The sequence below is a fragment of the Chryseobacterium limigenitum genome, from assembly GCF_900114875.1.
Lineage (GTDB): Bacteria > Bacteroidota > Bacteroidia > Flavobacteriales > Weeksellaceae > Chryseobacterium > Chryseobacterium limigenitum.
In genome coordinates this window covers 62132-78909 of record NZ_FPKW01000007.1, presented here as the reverse complement: position 1 = coordinate 78909, position 16778 = coordinate 62132, and the positions used below count along the sequence as shown (strand labels likewise).

Sequence of the window (16778 nt, the reverse complement as noted above, 5' to 3'; positions counted from 1 at the left end):
AATAATATTAACAAAAAACTGATAATATATAAAAGACAACATATGAATTTAACTACTAAACTGCTTTTAGGAATTGGGTTAGGTGCTGGTTTTTTAGGGTATGCTCAAGATCTAAGTCTTGTAAGACCTGTGTTAACCGGAGCTCCATTTTTAAGAATCGCACCAGATGCTAGATCCGGAGGTATGGGAGATCAAGGTGTAGTTACCTCTCCTGATGCATTTTCTCAATTTTGGAATGCAGCGAAATATCCTTTTAGCAGATCAAGTTCTTCCGTAGGTATCAACTATACACCTTATATGGGAAAACTTACCAATGATGTATTTTTACTATATGGTGCATTCCATAAGTTTCTAGGGCAGGAAGAAAGATCTACCATCTCTGCGAGTATTTATTACTTCAATATGGGGCAAGTAGATTTAACTCAGTTAGTAGGTTCAGAAGTTACTTCTATGGGTACATCTAAGCCAAACGAATTCTCTATTGACGTGGCGTATGGCTTAAAGCTTTCAGACTCTTATTCAATGGCTGTAACGGGTAGATATATTCGTTCAGATTTGGCCGGAGGTTTCAACACAGATACAACTCTTAAGCCTGCAAACTCATTTGCAGTAGACATTTCTGCGTACTATACATCTCCAAGATTCTCAAGTATCGGAGGATATGACGGTAAATTGAATGCAGGTTTGGCAATCCAGAACTTAGGTCCGAAACTAGATTATACAGGAAACGAAGAATCCAGATCTTATCTTCCGACAATGGCAAGATTAGGTATCGGTTACGATATGTTCTTGGATGATGTAAACAGAATTGGTCTTAGCGTTGAAGGATCTAAACTTTTAGTTCCTGGTTCAGAATTTATCGGGATGGATCCTAATACAAGGCAACCGATGTACGCAGTACCAAATGTAGGTCCAATACAAGGTATCAGCAAATCTTTCAAAAACCCGAACAGTATCATGTACAGTGGAGCGCTGGAATATTCTTACAACAATGCATTTGCTGTAAGAGGTGGTTACTTCCATGAAAGTGAAGAACAAGGAGCAAGACAATATGCAACTGCTGGTATTGGTTTAAAATACAACTCTTTCGGACTTGATATTTCTTACCTTATCAATATGTCTAAAATTAATACAGCTTTAGATAACACGCTTCGTTTCGGATTGACCTGGAACATCGGAGATGAAACTTCTAATGTTGATAATTAAGAAAATATAAACAATTACGTTTTTAAAAAGCCTCATATTTTATGGGGCTTTTTTATATTTTGTCATATATTATATTGTTAAAAAAAACATCACAAAATACTAATAATCAATATATTAAATAGATGAAGTAATAATGTAGTATATTTCTTTTTATCAATTTTATATAAGTTTGCAAAAAAATTGATAACCTATTCAGTTTTCCCTCTCTGAATATGTTATAATGGATTAAAGCTCTTAACAATAATTTAAGAATGAATAAACCTTTGCACTCAATCTAAACACATAAAATGATAAAAAAATTACTTATTTATTTTACTGTATTTTTATGTACATATAGTAACTTTCTTTCTCAGACATATCAACTTACAGGTAACCCTGTAAACACAACAGGATGGAGCATTGTTCCGTCTGCAGATGTGAATGGCGATTTTATACAACTTACGTCAAACAATCTTACACAAGTTGGAGGAATCAAATTAAATGAACCTATCAATCTTAAATATTGCAAAAAATGGAGAATAGAATTCGATTTTAGAATTGATGGAAGTGGCAGAGCTGATGGTATAGCATTTTGGTATTTGGCCAATCCCCCATCTTCCTATGTAAATGGAGGAGGATTAGGTATTCCTTATAATGCCAGAGGATTGATGATTGGTTTCGATGTTTACAACAATATAAACGGAGGAAGTCCTATGAGCAAGGTTCATGTTTTATATGGTGTTAATAACGGCTTTCAATCAAATATTGAATATAATAATACACCAGGAAGTTCATACCACTCAGCTAATCTTAACGGGACAGTACCTTTTGTAGGATCAGCTTATAAACATGTAGAAGTGGATGGCCAAGAAGATCCAACCAATCCGGCTAAATGGATTATAAGCATCAAAATAAACGGACACCTTATTGTAAATCAATCATTTGCACCTTCAGGCAATGCAATAGGAATGACTCAGGGATATTTCGGTTTTTCAGCCTCTACAGGAGCCGAGAGAGCGAGACATTCAATTAAAAATGTTAAAATATATACTGATAAAGTTTCTATTTTAAAACAAACAGTATCTCAATCCTTTTGCCAGATTCCATCAACAGTAAATCTTACCTCTTATAATTCTCAATTTGTCAATAACCCCGGAAATTATATTTTTACATATTTTGAACAAGGTAGTTCTATTCCGATATCCAATCCAACAAATTATCAATTCAGTACAAACAAAACAATTTCAGTAGTTATAAAAGATAATTCCGGTCTGATTTGTGATAATGACGAAGCAAAAATAATGCTTACCATCTCCAACTGCTTAGACAGTGATAACGACGGCATCCCGGATAATATAGATCTGGATGATGATAATGATGGTATTCCGGATACTGTAGAATGCCCCACCCAATTCTATTGGACAGGACCAATTAGTTTCTCACCAGATAAAACCCAAGCTCAGGGAACAATAAACGGAATAAACTATACTTTTACGTCAAATAAACCTATGATTGGGACATCATCTATGCATAATTATCCAATGTTTCCCGTTTCATATGCAGTTCCTAATAATAATCCTTCAATAGGTAATACTCAGGCATCTTCCAATACATTAACATTCTCTCAGCCCATGGTAGATCCTATATTAGTATTCGGATCTATTGGAAGTACCGCTGGACCAGTATCAGTTCCTATTATATTTGACAGACCCGTTCAAGTTTTATGGTCTGGTTATTCTCCAGGAGGATCTTTTACGATCAATTCTCCAACTCAAATAACTGCATCAGAAGGTTTTGCTATCATTAAAGTGCCGGGTATTCATAATTCTGTTTCTTTCGATTATACTATCACAGAAAATTTTTCTAATTTTACCTTTGGTGCCACTCAGGCACCCCTTTGTGATACAGATGGAGACGGTATTCCCAATCATTTAGATTTAGATTCTGATGGAGACGGATGCTTTGATGCTTTGGAGGGAGACGAAAATGTGGTATTATCTCAAATTGATGCTAATGGAGCTATAATAGGAGCTGTAGACGCTCAAGGTGTGCCGGTTTTAGTTAATACTGGCGGAGCTGCAGATATTGGCGGAGATCAGGGACAGGGTATTGGTTCTTCCCAAAACTCATCGATTAACCCTTGTAATTGTAATGTTCCCGTAATCACAAGCTCTTCTTCCAGCATTTGTTTTGGAAGCAGCGTAACGCTTACTTCAGATCATGCAACGGGAAATGTCTGGTCTACCGGTGAAACTACTCAAAGCATCACCGTAACTACACCAGGAACCTATACAGTAACCTATTCGGATAGTGTTTGTACAAGTCCGGTTGCTTCTATTACTATCGCAACTGAACCGGATCCTAATGTTGAAATCACAGGAAATTTAGTTTTATGTGAAGGCTCAAATCAATTGACTGCGTCTTCCAACGGAACTGGAAATACATACACTTGGTCAACAGGAGATACAGGAAATACAATTTCTGTTTCGGCGGCAGGCTCTTATACTGTAACCGTTACCACTCCTGCAGGATGTCAGTACCAACAATCGGTAGAAGTTTCACAAGGCGTTGTTCCTGTTGTTCAAAATGCAAGTTTAAGTTTATGTTCAAACTCAGGAACCGGAACTTTTGATCTTACTTCGGCAGAATCAAATATCAGCTCGACACCGGGGGTAAGTTTCGCGTATTATGGAAATCAGGCAGATGCCAATGCAGGAAATAACAATACCATTGCAACGCCAAATGCGTATTCTTCAGCAAGCGCAACAGTATATGTAAGAGTAGGTTCTTCGGATGGCTGTTTTAAAATAGCGGAATTAAATTTAACGGTAAATGTAAAACCAGTTCCCTTAATTACAGCATCATCTACTGTTATCTGCGATAATAGCCCAATAACTTTAACCTCAAATCTACCGACAGGTAACATTTGGTCTACCGGAGAAACTACACAAACCATAACAGTCTCCAATGGCGGAACCTATACTTTAGCCAATAATAACGGAATATGTATTAGCGATCCTGTTTCTATTGTAATTGATCAGGGCATAGATCCTAACCTTCAAATTACAGGAAATTTAACATTTTGTGAAGGAGATTCTACTACGCTTACAGCTACTACCAGCGGAACCGGAAATACCTATATTTGGTCAACAGGAAGCACTGCGAGTACTATTACCGTAACAACTCCGGGAGTTTATACTGTAACGGTAGCTACAGCTTTAGGCTGCGAGTACCAAGAATCGGTAACAGTAACTATGGATCCGCTTATCATTGTAGATATAGCCACTCCCTCACAGCCAATCACTTGTATTATTCAACAGCTTACATTAGATGCAACAGCTTCTGTTTATCAGCCCGGTGCTACTTTTTTATGGACAGCAACAGCGGGCGGAAATATTGTTTCGGGAGCTAATACATTAAATCCCGTAGTGAATGCCGGAGGAATCTATACACTTACGATTACCAGTATAACTCCCTCTGGCTGTGTAAAGCAAAGTTCAGTAACAGTGATACAAGATACAACCCCTCCTCCCATTTCACTTACTGCATCCAAACTCACCATATGTAACGGAGAATCTGTAACGCTTACAGCGTCAGGAGCATCGAGCTATACCTGGATAGGGCTACCCGGAAATGGAAATACTCAGACAGTATCTCCAACATCTACGACCAGTTATACCGTATCTGCAATAGGAGCTAATGGCTGTACCGCACAAACAATAATTACAATTACGGTTGTTCCGGCGATTATTTCCTCATTATCTGATATCCAAATTTGTGAGGGCAACAAGGGATTATTAGATGCAGGTTCAGGCCCCAACTATACTTATAACTGGAATACAGGGGAAACAACACAAGCCATCAATCCTACTCTCGAAGGAACTTATACCGTAACTATAAACAACGGAGTTTGTTCAAAAGTATTCTCTGCAATAGTTTCCTATACCAAAGTCCCGGAAATTTCGGAAATTGTATATCAAAATGATGCATTAACAATTTTAGCAAAGAATAATGAAACTTCACCATTGGAATATTCTATTGATAATGGAATATCGTGGCAGAGCTCAAATATATTCTATAATATTCATAAAAATACAGAATATACAGTTAGAGTAAGAAATGTCAGAACATTATGTGACGTCGCAGTTGCTTATTATACGTTCTTTTTACCAAATACCATTACGCCTAATGAAGATGGCTATAATGACGTGATCAGTTTTGCGGGAATTACTAAGTTCAATAATTTTTCGGCCACGATATTTGATCGCTATGGGCAGCAGATCTTCAAAGCAACAGCACAAAACCCTGTTTGGGATGGTAAATACTTAGGAAGAGTTATCCCTACAGCAACATATTGGTATACCGCTTCCTGGGAAGACAAAATCAGCAAAAAACAATTTAAAATTTCAGGATGGATTTTACTCAAGAATAGAAGAAACGACGAAAGTAGCATTAAGATCAATAATTAACCTAAAAAGTTGTCAAATCTTTTGAAGTATTATTTATTTTTGTAGGATGAACTATTCTGCGGAGCTCAAAAAATTCGTAACAAGCCAATATGTGTATTCTGCTATCAGGATTACACTGGCTACCGTTCTCCCATGTTTGGTTCTTGCGCATTTCGGGATATTAAAAGAATACTTCCTCTTCCCTCTCGGAACCAGCTTTGTAGCACTTTGTGATCAGCCGGGACCATTTATCAGAAGAAGAAATGCGTTGACCTTTGCAATTTTCTGCTTTGTTTTCGTTGCGTTTATTGCAAGCTTGGTGATGCATGTTAAAATTCTGGTCTTTCTCGAGCTTATTGTTTTCGGAATGTTTTTCTCGTTAATTGGGGTGTACGGACAAAGATTAGCCGCCGTTGGGTCATTATCATTGGTTGTCATGGCGATCTTTATTGATGGTCATCTTACCGGAGTCAATATTTTTAAGAGTTTATTAATTTTTGCCTCGGGTTGTGCCTGGTTTTTATTGATATTCCTTATTGTTACCACAATTCAGCCATATAAACTGGCAAGTCAGATGATTGGTGAAAATTATCTTCAGTTGGCTGAATTTTTAAAAATTAAAGCCAATTATTATCAAAAAAATCCGGATTTCGATAAACTGACAACACAGGTTATTGCCAAGCAGATTGGAATTAAAAACCTTCAGGAAGAAACCCGTGAAACAGTTTTCAAAACAAGAACCATCGTTAATGAATCTACAACAACAAGCCGACTGCTAATGTTGATGTTCCTAAACTCAATGGATTTGCATGAAAAATTAATGACTTCAGAAAGTGATTACCAAAAGCTTCAGCAAAGTTTTGAAGACAGTACGATCTTAGTTCATATACACGATTATCTTAATTTGTTAGCCGATGAGATTACCAATATCGGGATTTCTCTTCAAATCGGAACCCGTGCAAAACCGATGACCAATCTAGATTTTGCGCATAAAAATCTAAATGCTCATTATTTCGAACTTAGAAACCAACAGCTGTCTCCTGATAATCTGGAAAATTTCATGATTTTACGCCAAATCCTAATGCGTATCAATGAAATTACAAAAGAGATCAACGAAATCTATAAAGTATTTTCACAAAACGTAAAGCTGGCAAAAAGTCTTTCCACCGGATTGGACTTAAAGAAATTCATGCCCAACGAAGAGAAACTCAATTTCAAAGTTTTAAGAAATAACATTTCTTTTTCTTCATCACATTTCAGGCATGCATTGAGAATTACCATCGCTTTATTATTAGGTTATCTCTTTTCAATGTTCCAGTTCTTTGCCATTGGACACGCCTATTGGATCTTAATTACGATCGTTGCGATTTTAAAGCCGGCCTACTCCATCACAAAACAGCGAAATTTACTTCGATTGTACGGAACCATTGCCGGAGCCTCTGTTGCATATGCTATTTTGCATTTCGTTCACATTAATGCCGTTTTATTTAGCATCTTGCTTTTAAGTATGATCATGTGTTTCAGTTTTCTGAAAGGCCGTTATTTTTGGGCAGTCTCATTTATGACGATCTATGTTTTTCTGAGTTTTAATTTTTTAAGTCCGGGAAAAGTAGATGTTATTTTTAAAGACAGAATTGTAGATACCATCGTTGCAGGAATTATCGCTTTTGTGGTTTCCTATATCGTTTTGCCGGTTTGGGAGCATACGCAGAATTTAGATTTAATGAAAAAATCTGCGGAAAGCAATCTTATCTATTTTCAAAGTGTTATTTCTAAATTTTTAGAAGGAGACTTTGATATTGAAGATTATAAAGTAAAACGTAAAAATGCCATCATTTCATTAGCCAACCTTTCCGACAACTTTCAGAGGATGATCTCTGAACCGAAAAATCAGCAGAAAAAACTGGAGGTCGTTCATCAGTTTGTGGCAACTTCACATCTAATCACGGCCTACACAGCTTCCCTTTCTCAATATTCAAAAAACAATGAAAAATATCCTGAAATTGATGCTGAAAGCTGGAGCAGAAAAATAGAAGCCGAGATGCAAAAAGTCTCTGCCTTATTGAATGGCAATGAGATCAACGAAACCCTGAAAATGGAAAGCCGCATCGAGCCCGAAGATTCTTCTATTGATGAGCTGATGCTGAAAAGAAGAAACGAAATTGAAGAAAACGATATTGTCGACAGAAGAGACCCCGATAAAATTTCTCATTTAACGGAACTAAAAAACATTCACGATGTATTGGAATTGATCTTTGATGTTGCCAAAGAACAGAGAAAAGTGATCGAAAAATACAAAAGTGAATCCGAGACCACAGAAAATGTTAATGCTATTCCTCAACAATCGTAAAACAGTAATCGTCGAAGAATTTTACGCGCGCTTTAAGCTCATCAGAAAACTGATCATCATAAACTCTGCAGCGTATGTCGTGAAGATGTTTTAATTCAAAAGGTTTTACCTCATAATTTTTCTTCAAAGACCAATATTTAGAATGGTGAATTTTGTACATACTTTCTTTCACGCTCCAGATAATGGTATAAAAGGTTACTTCATTATCAAAAGGAATAAATCCTCTCTCATTTTCGTAGGTGAATTTGTCGATTACCCTTAAAATTTTAGGATTGAATTTTTCAATATCTATTCCAATCTTATTTTTAGAAATTGCAATTGCAGCAAAAGGAAAAGAATGCGTGATAGAAATTTCTGCATCTTCAGGAGAAAGAAAAGGTTCCCTTTCCTTATACAGGATCTTGGAATTGGGTTTTAAACCTTTCAAAAGTTTACGAACCATCAATACTTCCAACAATTTTTTCGGATGATAATCTTTTACTTTTTCTATATTCTCATATTCTAAAAGTTCATCAATATTCAAATCTTCGGTTTCATCGTATTTCCATACTAGAATCGTGGCAGTATCATCAGAAAAATCGCGGTAAAGAGGCATTGCTAAATTTATTGGATAAAAGTAGTAAAAAAATTTGGGCTGGAAGTTAGGTGTTTGAAGAGGGAAGTTTTTGCTACTCAACAATTTTTTAAACACAAATCTTTTATAGTAAAACTTATTATTTTAAGAAGCAAAGAATTGAGACAGGTCTCTGATTAAGCTTACGAATAAAACGTTTACTTCTTCAAATCAACTTTGCTGATTGGTCTTTGCTCCTTAAAAATCAGATTAATTAAAATTAATTTAAATAAAATTTCATATTATTAAACCGAATCTGCTGTTTTTGTATCTTAATTATTAATTGTAATTTTGCATCTTATTATAATTCGAATTAAAACTTATTCATAACATATGAGTACAACAACACAATACGTTCCTTATAAAGTTAAGGACATTTCCCTAGCAGAATGGGGAAGAAAAGAAATTACCCTTGCAGAAGCAGAAATGCCAGGTTTGATGTCTATCCGTGAAGAGTACGGACCGTCTCAACCGCTTAAAGGAGCAAGAATCGCAGGATGTCTTCACATGACAATTCAAACAGCTGTTCTTATCGAGACTTTGGTAGCTTTAGGAGCTGAAGTTACTTGGTCTTCTTGTAATATTTTCTCTACTCAAGATCACGCTGCTGCTGCTATTGCTGCTGCAGGAATCCCTGTTTATGCTTGGAAAGGTCTTAACGAGGAAGAATTTGACTGGTGTATCGAGCAGACTTTATTCTTCGGTGAAGACAGAAAACCATTGAACATGATTCTTGATGATGGTGGAGATTTAACAAACATGGTTTTCGATAAATACCCTGAATTCACAAAAGATATCAAAGGACTTTCTGAAGAAACTACTACAGGAGTACACAGATTGTACGAAAGAATGAAGAACGGAACTTTGGTAATGCCTGCAATCAATGTAAATGATTCGGTTACTAAATCTAAATTCGACAACAAATACGGATGTAAAGAATCTGCAGTAGATGCTGTAAGAAGAGCGACAGACCTTATGTTGGCAGGAAAAAGAGTGGTAGTTTGCGGATACGGAGACGTGGGTAAAGGTACTGCTGCATCTTTCAGAGGAGCTGGTTCTATCGTTACTGTAACTGAAATTGATCCAATTTGTGCGCTTCAGGCAGCAATGGACGGTTACGAAGTTAAAAGATTAGATACTGTTGTTGATAACGCAGATATCATCATCACAACTACAGGTAACTTCAACATCGTAAGAGGTGAGCATTTCCTTAAAATGAAAGATAAAGCTGTTGTTTGTAACATCGGTCACTTCGATAACGAAATCGATATGGCTTGGTTGAACGAAAACTACGGTTCTACAAAATCTGAAGTTAAACCTCAGGTAGATATCTATACAATTGAAGGTAAAGAAGTTATCATCCTTGCAGAAGGAAGATTGGTAAACTTAGGTTGTGCAACAGGACACCCAAGTTTTGTAATGTCTAACTCTTTCTCTAACCAAACTTTGGCTCAGATCGAATTATGGACAAATTCTGCTGCTTACGGAAACGAAGTTTATATGCTTCCTAAGCATTTAGATGAAAAAGTAGCTGCTCTTCACCTTAAGAAATTAAGCGTTGAGTTGGAAGTTCTTTCTACTGAACAAGCTGAATACATCGGTGTTGACGTAAAAGGACCATTCAAACCTGAGTACTACAGATACTAAAAATGTTATCCTGAGCTTGCCGAAGGATTTCAAAATAATAGAAACTCTCCAATTTTTTGGGGAGTTTTTTTGTTATCAGAATAGATCATTTTAATTTTAAAAAATTGACAAGCAAAGCAAATTGATCATTCATCATTCACTTTTTGAGGAGCTTAATCCGGCTATTCGCTTATACTCCTCGCGCCTACGCTCTTCCAAACCTAAACCCTAAAACTCTCCCAGTCCTTGCTGTGGGGTAACCGCTGCTATCAGGGCTAGAATTTTAGGAATGGTGACTTCGGGAACCTCAGCCACAGGGAATTTTTGTCGTTCTTTTCAAAGTTTTTATGTAAAAAAAGACTTATTTATTACCGTATATTCCCGATGTCAGGTTATATAAAAAATCGATATATTTGGCGTTTAACAAAAACATTAAGTATGAAAAAACAAAATGTATCAAATGCATTTATAGCAGCATCTTGGGTTGCTTTGGGAGCAGGAATGATCGGATTTATCGTAGGTCTTGTAAGAGCAGAAATGCTATTGAACGAAAAAGGATATTATTTCACCATCCTACTCTATGGTTTATTTGCGGTTGTTTCTTTGCAGAAAGCAGTTCGTGACAGGTTAGAAAATATCAAGGTTACCGATATTTATTATGGTATCTGTTGGTTTGCAACCTTATCTTCCATTATTTTATTAGCCATCGGATTATGGAATGCTACCATTCTTCCTAGTGAAAAAGGTTTTTATGGATTTGCATTTTTACTGGCACTTTTCGGAGCCATAGCGGTTCAGAAGAATACTCGAGACAATATGCTTCAGGAATAATAAAAAGAATCCGTCTCACAATCAAAAAGTGAGACGGATTTTTTTAGTGAATTGTAAATGGTCAATTACCAACTTTAAAAATTGACAAGCGAAGCGAATTGACCTTTCACCATTCACCTTATTTATCATACTGATTCGGATGTTGAGCTTTGATAGCATCAACAGTTCCCAATACTTTATCTTTTAAAGCTTCCTGATATTTTTGAAGTTTTTCGGCAACCTGAGCATCACCTGTTCCGATAATTTTTGCGGCTAAAATTCCGGCATTTAAAGCTCCGTTCAACGCTACGGTTGCAACAGGAATCCCACCCGGCATTTGAAGGATAGACAATACAGAATCCCAACCGTCAATAGAATTGCTAGACAAGATCGGAACGCCAATTACTGGTAAGGTGGTACAGCTTGCCACCATTCCCGGAAGATGCGCGGCACCTCCTGCTCCGGCAACAATTACCTTCAGACCTCTTTCCTGAGCTGTTTTGGCGTAATCAAACATTCTCTCCGGCGTTCTGTGAGCCGAAACCACTGTAAGCTCATACGGAATGTCCAGCGTTTTTAAAAAATTCGCAGCCTGTTCCATGATCGGCAAGTCGCTCTGACTTCCCATTATAATTCCTACCATCTTCAATTTTATTAGATTTCAAAGATAAAGAATTTTAAAATTGTAAAATAGTGAATTGTTAATGGTGAATAGTGAATTTTGCTTCGCAAGTGAATTGTTAATCATGGGAACCGTACATTTAAATTGACAATGAAATTAATTCACTCTTGACAATTCACAAAACTTTTCTGTTCCCGTCCAAATTGGTAAAACTGTACCCGTTCGTTTTATTTCAAAAGAAATATATTTGCCCACCACTTTTATTCTATTTTGAAAAATTACAAACTTATTTTTGCCGTCATTACGGTAGCTCTTGTCTGGGGTACCACTTTTTTGGCGATTCGCGTTGCAGTACAAACTATTCCGGCTTGGTTTGTAGCTGGGATCCGTCAGTTTTTGGCATCGGTTATTATGCTGATCGTTCTTCTTTCAAGAAAAGAATTTAAATGGATCGGCTGGAAAAACCTAGGTTATCAAATCATTTTCTCTTCATTAATGCTGATTGTTGCCAACGGAATGACCACCGTTGCAGAAGAAACCGTATCAAGCAGTCTGGCTTCTCTTATAAGTGCATCTTCTCCTATTCTCGTATTTCTGGGAAGTGTTGCCATTGGATTACAAAAGTTTAGCTTTAAAGCCTTTCTAGGTGTTTTGATGTGTTTCAGCGGAATCCTTTTCATCTTCTGGGACGGAATCAAAGATCTGGCAAATCCAGATTACAGAATGGGAATTATTTTCCTTTTCTGTGCTATTGCAGGATGGGCTTCGGGGACGATTTTCACTAAAAAATTAAATATTCAGAGCGGAAACATCTCCTTGAATTTGTTCTATCAATTTCTGTTTGCGGGAATTGTTCAGATCATCTTCGCTTTCATTTTCTCCAGCCATTATAACTTCGAAAACTGGACTTTAAAAAGTATTTCTGCAATGATATACTTATCGGTTTTTGGATCTGTGGCTGCATTTTTTGCTTTTCATTATGCCTTAACTAAGATCTCACCGGTTCAGGTTTCAATATTAGCTTATATCAACACCATCATTGCCATATTTCTAGGCTGGCTCATTATGGATGAAAATATTACCATTAAATTTATCTTGGCAGCTATTTTAATTATCATGGGTATTTTTATTATTAATTATAAACCAGAGATGTTTAGAAAACAGAAAGCAGGATAAATTTTATGATTGAAATACTTGAGACTATTTATAATTTTTTAGGAAAACTTCTTCCTTTTTCTTTTGGTATTGCTTTTATTGGATTTATAATGTCTTTTATTGCAAAAATTATCAAAAGTATTAAATTTCAAAGAGCTTGTATATTCTTATTACTACAAGTTTTTGTTTTAGGAATTATCATGGTTCTTTTGCAAACAATCATTATTAGAAAAATCAGGAATGAAATTTTAGAAATCTTGTCAGATCCTCAAACTCAAATCATTATATCAAGAAATGATTTTGAAATACTTCCACAAGATTTAAAGAAAGAGCTTCTTAAAATTCAGGATATTTCACCTAATCATACAGGTCCTGAAAACCAAAAATCCGTTGAGATTATTTCTTCTAAAGGTATTTTTAAAATCTTTATTGGAAGAGATTCAGGAAATAAAACCCAGTTTTGGATTTTCACGGATAAATATAAATTTAGTGAAGAAGCAGAAATTGGAAGAGTTAATTCAACCCTAATTAAATAAAAAGACCGCCTTTCGGCAGTCTTTTCGTTTATCATTAAGCGAGTTAAGCAATCACTCTCACCATTTCTTTCACTTTCACTAATTTCTCCATCAGCTCTTCTTTTGAGTCTGCCAATACATTGATGTGCCCCATTTTTCTTCCGGGTTTGGTTTCAGTTTTTCCGTAAAGATGAACGTAAGTTTTGGGCATTTTCAGCACATCATCCATCCCTTCATAAATTACCTTCCCTTCGAATCCCTCTGCACCAACTAAGTTTAACATTCCACTGAAAGTTAGAGAATCTGTATCTGCCAAAGGCAAATTTTTCACCACACGATACATTTGCTCAAACTGTGAATTGGCATTTCCTTCCTGACTTTGATGTCCTGAATTATGTAATCTAGGAGCCGTTTCGTTTACCCATATTTTTCCTTCCTGATCTAAAAATAATTCGATCGCAAAAAGTCCGGGAGAATTTACAACCTCTAAAAATTTAGTGGTAATTGAATCAATCTGTTTCTGAATATCCTCACTTAAGAAAACCGGACAGATATTGAAATCCAATAAATTCAGTTTCGGATCTGCAACCATTTCCGTTACGGGAAAAGTTTTGGTTTCTCCATTTTCATTTCTTGCAACGATCACGGAAAGTTCTTTATCAATATCAACTAAGCTTTCAATCACAGAAGCTTCCTGCCAAAGATTTTGAAGATCGATTTCATTTTTAATTAACTGAACTCCTTTTCCGTCGTATCCACCCGTATTCATTTTTTGAACAAAAGGTAACGGCATTGTAATTTCTTCATCTCTGTTCCAAACCACCTGAAAATCAGGACTTGGAATGTTATGCGTTTTATAAAACTCTTTTTGAAGGATTTTTTGTTGAATGGTTTTAATAATTTTAGAATTCGGAACTACTTTTACCCCTTGCTTTTCAAGTTCAGCCAAAGCATCAGCATTTACATGCTCGATCTCGATCGTTACGACATCTTTGTCTTTACCGAAATTCAAAACAGTTTCAAAGTCATTGAAATTTCCCTGCGTAAAGTATGAGATATTGTGGCAAGGCGCATCAGAAGCGGGATCCAGCGTATAAAACTGATCATCATATTTCAATGCTTCCTGAATCAACATTCTTCCCAATTGCCCACCACCTAAAATTCCTATTTTCATTCTTTCTTTTTATTTTTTCTATTTAGATTTAATTTAAAGCTAATTTTATTTTTAAACTTTATCGATTTTCAAATATCCCAATCCTATCTCATTTTCCTGGTTTTCGGCATCAGATTTAATTAAAACAATCGAATATTTTTCTTTCATTTTTTCGGGCAAAATATCATTTATATTAAAAATATCATCAATATCTACTCCATGCTTATCGTCCACATGGCTTACCGCACCTTCAAAACCCATCGTTTTATAAAACTCTGTATTTTTAGCTCTTTTAATGATCTCTCCCATGGATTTCCCTACCATCAGATGCTGTTCGTGAAATTCCTCAAAGTGACCTCTTTTATATCCACCCAAATTCAGGAAATACAATTGATCTTCTGAAGTCTCATCAGTTTTTTCAACAATTTTCACTTCATAACCATCTGCAAACTGTACTTTTTGATGACAATCGAGGTGAATTTTGCCGTCTGCTTCCTTCCAAAAATCCTTCATATCCGGAACTAAATCCTTCAGGCTTTCCGCAATACCGAAAAAAACATCATGCTGCTCAATATTTCTACCTTTAGGAGTTGCTCCCAGAATGACATAAAATAAATTCATTTCTCTGTACGTTTCTGCAAAATTACATTAAAATAATCTTTTTTAAAAGTTTGTCAGACAACGCCAATAGTTTTATATTTGTACCATGTCAGAAATCATTATTCTCTTTCTTGGAGCCATCTCGGCAGGGCTTTTGGGTTCGCTTACAGGTTTAGGAGGAGGAGTTATCATCATCCCTTTATTGACGCTGGGTTTCGGCGTTCCTATGCATTATGCTATCGGTGCTTCATTAATTTCGGTGATCGGAACTTCTTCCGGCGCGGCGGTTGCCTTCGTTAAAGAAGGCTTTACCAACATGAGGATCGGAATGTTTTTAGAGATCGGAACCACAGCCGGAGCCATCATTGGAGCTTTGGTTTCCGGGATGCTGAATCCGAATACGCTGGGAATTATTTTTGCAAGTATTCTTCTTTTGACAGTTGTTTTAAATCTTAAAGGAAAACCTGATCATCAGGAACCTGTAATTAAAGGAAGCTTAGAAGAAAAGCTGAAATTATTTGGAACATTTCCTGACAAAGGAGTTTTGAAAAGCTATTCTGCAAGAAATACGGTTCCGGGATTTTTAATGATGATGTTTGCCGGGGCGATGTCCGGACTTTTAGGAATCGGTTCCGGAGCATTGAAGGTCTTGGCGATGGATAATATGATGAAACTGCCTTTCAAAGTTTCTACCACAACAAGTAACTTTATGATCGGTGTAACGGCTGTTGCAAGTGCCATGATCTACTTCCAGAGAGGTGAAATTATTCCTGTAATTGCAGCTCCGGTATTGGTTGGTGTTGTAGTCGGAAGTTTCATCGGTTCAAAAACATTAATGATTTCAAAGACAAAAAAACTGAAAACATTCTTCGCCATTGTAATTACGATTTTATCAATTTACATGATGTATAACGGTATCAATAAAAGTTTCAGATAATGAGAAAGAATTTCACTGATGTAGATCTAAACCGTTCTGTTGGAAATCTTTTGAGGCTGGGCGTGCTTTTATCTGTAACCACGTCATTAATTGGTTTTATTAAACTTTTCTTCGAAGGCTTTGAAATGCCTAAAAAATATACAAGCCTAGATGTAGGATCTTCTTCTGAAAAAGTTTGGGGACAATTTTGGCATTCTCTATGTGCAGGAGAAGGAATGGCTATTATTCAACTGGGAATTCTTATCCTGATCATTACTCCTTTAATGAGAATTGTTTTCGCATTGGTAGGTTATCTTAAAGAAAAAGACTACGTTTATGTAGTCATTTCTTCAATTGTATTGGCGATTATGGCGATAAGCTTCTTTACCGGCTACGCTCATTAATATTTACATTTCATAAAACTCTAAAGGCAATTTGTCCGGATCTTGGGTAAAGAAAAATTCTTTTCCGGTAAATTCATCGATTCTTATTTCTTCACAGTTTAAGCCTTTATTAATTAATTCCAGACGTTTTTCATTAACATTTTCAACCGAAAAAGCCAGATGTCTTAAACCACATGATTCTGGTCGGGACGGTCTTTCTGGTGGATTTGGAAATGAAAACAATTCGATAACGTAATGCTCACCAATAGCAAGATCTAACTTATAAGATTGTCTTTCTTCACGGTAAACTTCACGAATTATATTTAATCCGATTACTTCTGTGTAGAATTTTTTAGAAACCTCGTAATCTGAACAAATGATGGCGATATGATGTATTTTCAT

General features: G+C 36.1%; 14 protein-coding genes. 9 read left to right on the top strand and 5 right to left on the bottom strand.

What is annotated here, in order from left to right; all coding sequences use genetic code 11:
* Positions 1 to 42 precede the first annotated feature (42 nt).
* The 3 genes from porV (at position 43) to BT156_RS10585 (ending at position 7983) form a co-directional block, all read left to right on the top strand.
* Complete coding sequence (porV, locus tag BT156_RS10595) at positions 43 to 1206, top strand: type IX secretion system outer membrane channel protein PorV (RefSeq protein ID WP_072409920.1); 1164 nt, start codon at positions 43 to 45, stop codon at positions 1204 to 1206.
* Positions 1207 to 1493: 287 nt separating this feature from the next.
* A complete protein-coding gene (locus tag BT156_RS10590; protein ID WP_072409918.1) occupies positions 1494 to 5654 on the top strand; it encodes a T9SS type B sorting domain-containing protein in 4161 nt (1386 codons plus the stop codon).
* Positions 5655 to 5700: 46 nt separating this feature from the next.
* The gene (locus tag BT156_RS10585) at positions 5701 to 7983 is read left to right on the top strand and encodes an FUSC family protein (protein ID WP_072409916.1); all 2283 of its coding nucleotides are present in this window, start codon (positions 5701 to 5703) and stop codon (positions 7981 to 7983) included.
* On the opposite strand, the gene BT156_RS10580 is transcribed toward BT156_RS10585, so the two are convergent.
* Entirely contained in the window at positions 7964 to 8578 is a 615-nt protein-coding gene (locus tag BT156_RS10580; protein WP_072409914.1) for a 4'-phosphopantetheinyl transferase family protein, read from the bottom strand. The genes BT156_RS10585 and BT156_RS10580 overlap by 20 nt on opposite strands.
* Before the next feature lie 351 nt (positions 8579 to 8929).
* Between BT156_RS10580 and ahcY the strand changes: the two genes are divergently transcribed.
* Both ahcY and yiaA read left to right on the top strand, forming a co-directional pair.
* Positions 8930 to 10243 (top strand): adenosylhomocysteinase, encoded by a 1314-nt coding sequence (gene ahcY / locus BT156_RS10575; RefSeq protein WP_072409912.1) that lies wholly within the window; start codon positions 8930 to 8932, stop codon positions 10241 to 10243.
* A gap of 417 nt (positions 10244 to 10660) precedes the next feature.
* Positions 10661 to 11053 (top strand): inner membrane protein YiaA, encoded by a 393-nt coding sequence (gene yiaA, locus BT156_RS10570; RefSeq protein WP_072409910.1) that lies wholly within the window; start codon positions 10661 to 10663, stop codon positions 11051 to 11053.
* A 118-nt stretch (positions 11054 to 11171) separates the two neighbouring features.
* Here yiaA and purE read toward each other — a convergent pair whose 3' ends face one another.
* Positions 11172 to 11675 (bottom strand): 5-(carboxyamino)imidazole ribonucleotide mutase, encoded by a 504-nt coding sequence (purE, locus tag BT156_RS10565; protein WP_072409908.1) that lies wholly within the window; start codon positions 11673 to 11675, stop codon positions 11172 to 11174.
* Positions 11676 to 11924: 249 nt separating this feature from the next.
* Between purE and BT156_RS10560 the strand changes: the two genes are divergently transcribed.
* Together BT156_RS10560 and BT156_RS10555 are read left to right on the top strand one after the other, a co-directional pair.
* Positions 11925 to 12830 carry a DMT family transporter gene (locus BT156_RS10560; protein ID WP_072409906.1) on the top strand — a complete coding sequence of 302 codons (906 nt, stop codon included), beginning with the start codon at positions 11925 to 11927 and terminating at the stop codon, positions 12828 to 12830.
* Between the two features lie 5 nt (positions 12831 to 12835).
* Entirely contained in the window at positions 12836 to 13345 is a 510-nt protein-coding gene (locus BT156_RS10555; RefSeq protein ID WP_072409904.1) for a hypothetical protein, read from the top strand.
* Positions 13346 to 13388: 43 nt separating this feature from the next.
* Here BT156_RS10555 and BT156_RS10550 read toward each other — a convergent pair whose 3' ends face one another.
* Together BT156_RS10550 and BT156_RS10545 are read right to left on the bottom strand one after the other, a co-directional pair.
* The gene (locus tag BT156_RS10550) at positions 13389 to 14498 is read right to left on the bottom strand and encodes a 5-(carboxyamino)imidazole ribonucleotide synthase (protein WP_072409902.1); all 1110 of its coding nucleotides are present in this window, start codon (positions 14496 to 14498) and stop codon (positions 13389 to 13391) included.
* A 51-nt stretch (positions 14499 to 14549) separates the two neighbouring features.
* Positions 14550 to 15098: a DUF1543 domain-containing protein gene (locus BT156_RS10545; protein ID WP_072409900.1), complete on the bottom strand. Its 549-nt coding sequence runs from the start codon at positions 15096 to 15098 to the stop codon at positions 14550 to 14552.
* A gap of 85 nt (positions 15099 to 15183) precedes the next feature.
* Between BT156_RS10545 and BT156_RS10540 the strand changes: the two genes are divergently transcribed.
* The gene (locus BT156_RS10540) at positions 15184 to 16014 is read left to right on the top strand and encodes a sulfite exporter TauE/SafE family protein (protein WP_072409898.1); all 831 of its coding nucleotides are present in this window, start codon (positions 15184 to 15186) and stop codon (positions 16012 to 16014) included.
* Positions 16014 to 16397, top strand: a complete 384-nt coding sequence (locus BT156_RS10535) for a DUF1634 domain-containing protein (protein WP_072409895.1) — start codon at positions 16014 to 16016, stop codon at positions 16395 to 16397. The genes BT156_RS10540 and BT156_RS10535 overlap by 1 nt, the downstream gene beginning before the upstream one ends.
* 3 nt (positions 16398 to 16400) lie before the next feature.
* Here the strand turns inward: BT156_RS10535 and gloA2 are convergent, their stop codons facing one another.
* Positions 16401 to 16778, bottom strand: a complete 378-nt coding sequence (gene gloA2, locus BT156_RS10530; protein WP_072409892.1) for an SMU1112c/YaeR family gloxylase I-like metalloprotein — start codon at positions 16776 to 16778, stop codon at positions 16401 to 16403.

Excerpts from the sequence above, each read along its gene's own strand:
- porV (WP_072409920.1), top strand. The coding sequence starts at position 43 with ATGAATTTAACTACTAAACTGCTTTTAGGAATTGGGTTAGGTGCTGGT.
- BT156_RS10590 (WP_072409918.1), top strand. The coding sequence starts at position 1,494 with ATGATAAAAAAATTACTTATTTATTTTACTGTATTTTTATGTACATAT.
- BT156_RS10585 (WP_072409916.1), top strand. The coding sequence starts at position 5,701 with ATGAACTATTCTGCGGAGCTCAAAAAATTCGTAACAAGCCAATATGTG.
- BT156_RS10580 (WP_072409914.1), bottom strand. The coding sequence starts at position 8,578 with ATGCCTCTTTACCGCGATTTTTCTGATGATACTGCCACGATTCTAGTA.
- ahcY (WP_072409912.1), top strand. The coding sequence starts at position 8,930 with ATGAGTACAACAACACAATACGTTCCTTATAAAGTTAAGGACATTTCC.
- yiaA (WP_072409910.1), top strand. The coding sequence starts at position 10,661 with ATGAAAAAACAAAATGTATCAAATGCATTTATAGCAGCATCTTGGGTT.
- purE (WP_072409908.1), bottom strand. The coding sequence starts at position 11,675 with ATGGTAGGAATTATAATGGGAAGTCAGAGCGACTTGCCGATCATGGAA.
- BT156_RS10555 (WP_072409904.1), top strand. The coding sequence starts at position 12,836 with ATGATTGAAATACTTGAGACTATTTATAATTTTTTAGGAAAACTTCTT.
- BT156_RS10550 (WP_072409902.1), bottom strand. The coding sequence starts at position 14,498 with ATGAAAATAGGAATTTTAGGTGGTGGGCAATTGGGAAGAATGTTGATT.
- BT156_RS10545 (WP_072409900.1), bottom strand. The coding sequence starts at position 15,098 with ATGAATTTATTTTATGTCATTCTGGGAGCAACTCCTAAAGGTAGAAAT.
- BT156_RS10540 (WP_072409898.1), top strand. The coding sequence starts at position 15,184 with ATGTCAGAAATCATTATTCTCTTTCTTGGAGCCATCTCGGCAGGGCTT.
- BT156_RS10535 (WP_072409895.1), top strand. The coding sequence starts at position 16,014 with ATGAGAAAGAATTTCACTGATGTAGATCTAAACCGTTCTGTTGGAAAT.
- gloA2 (WP_072409892.1), bottom strand. The coding sequence starts at position 16,778 with ATGAAAATACATCATATCGCCATCATTTGTTCAGATTACGAGGTTTCT.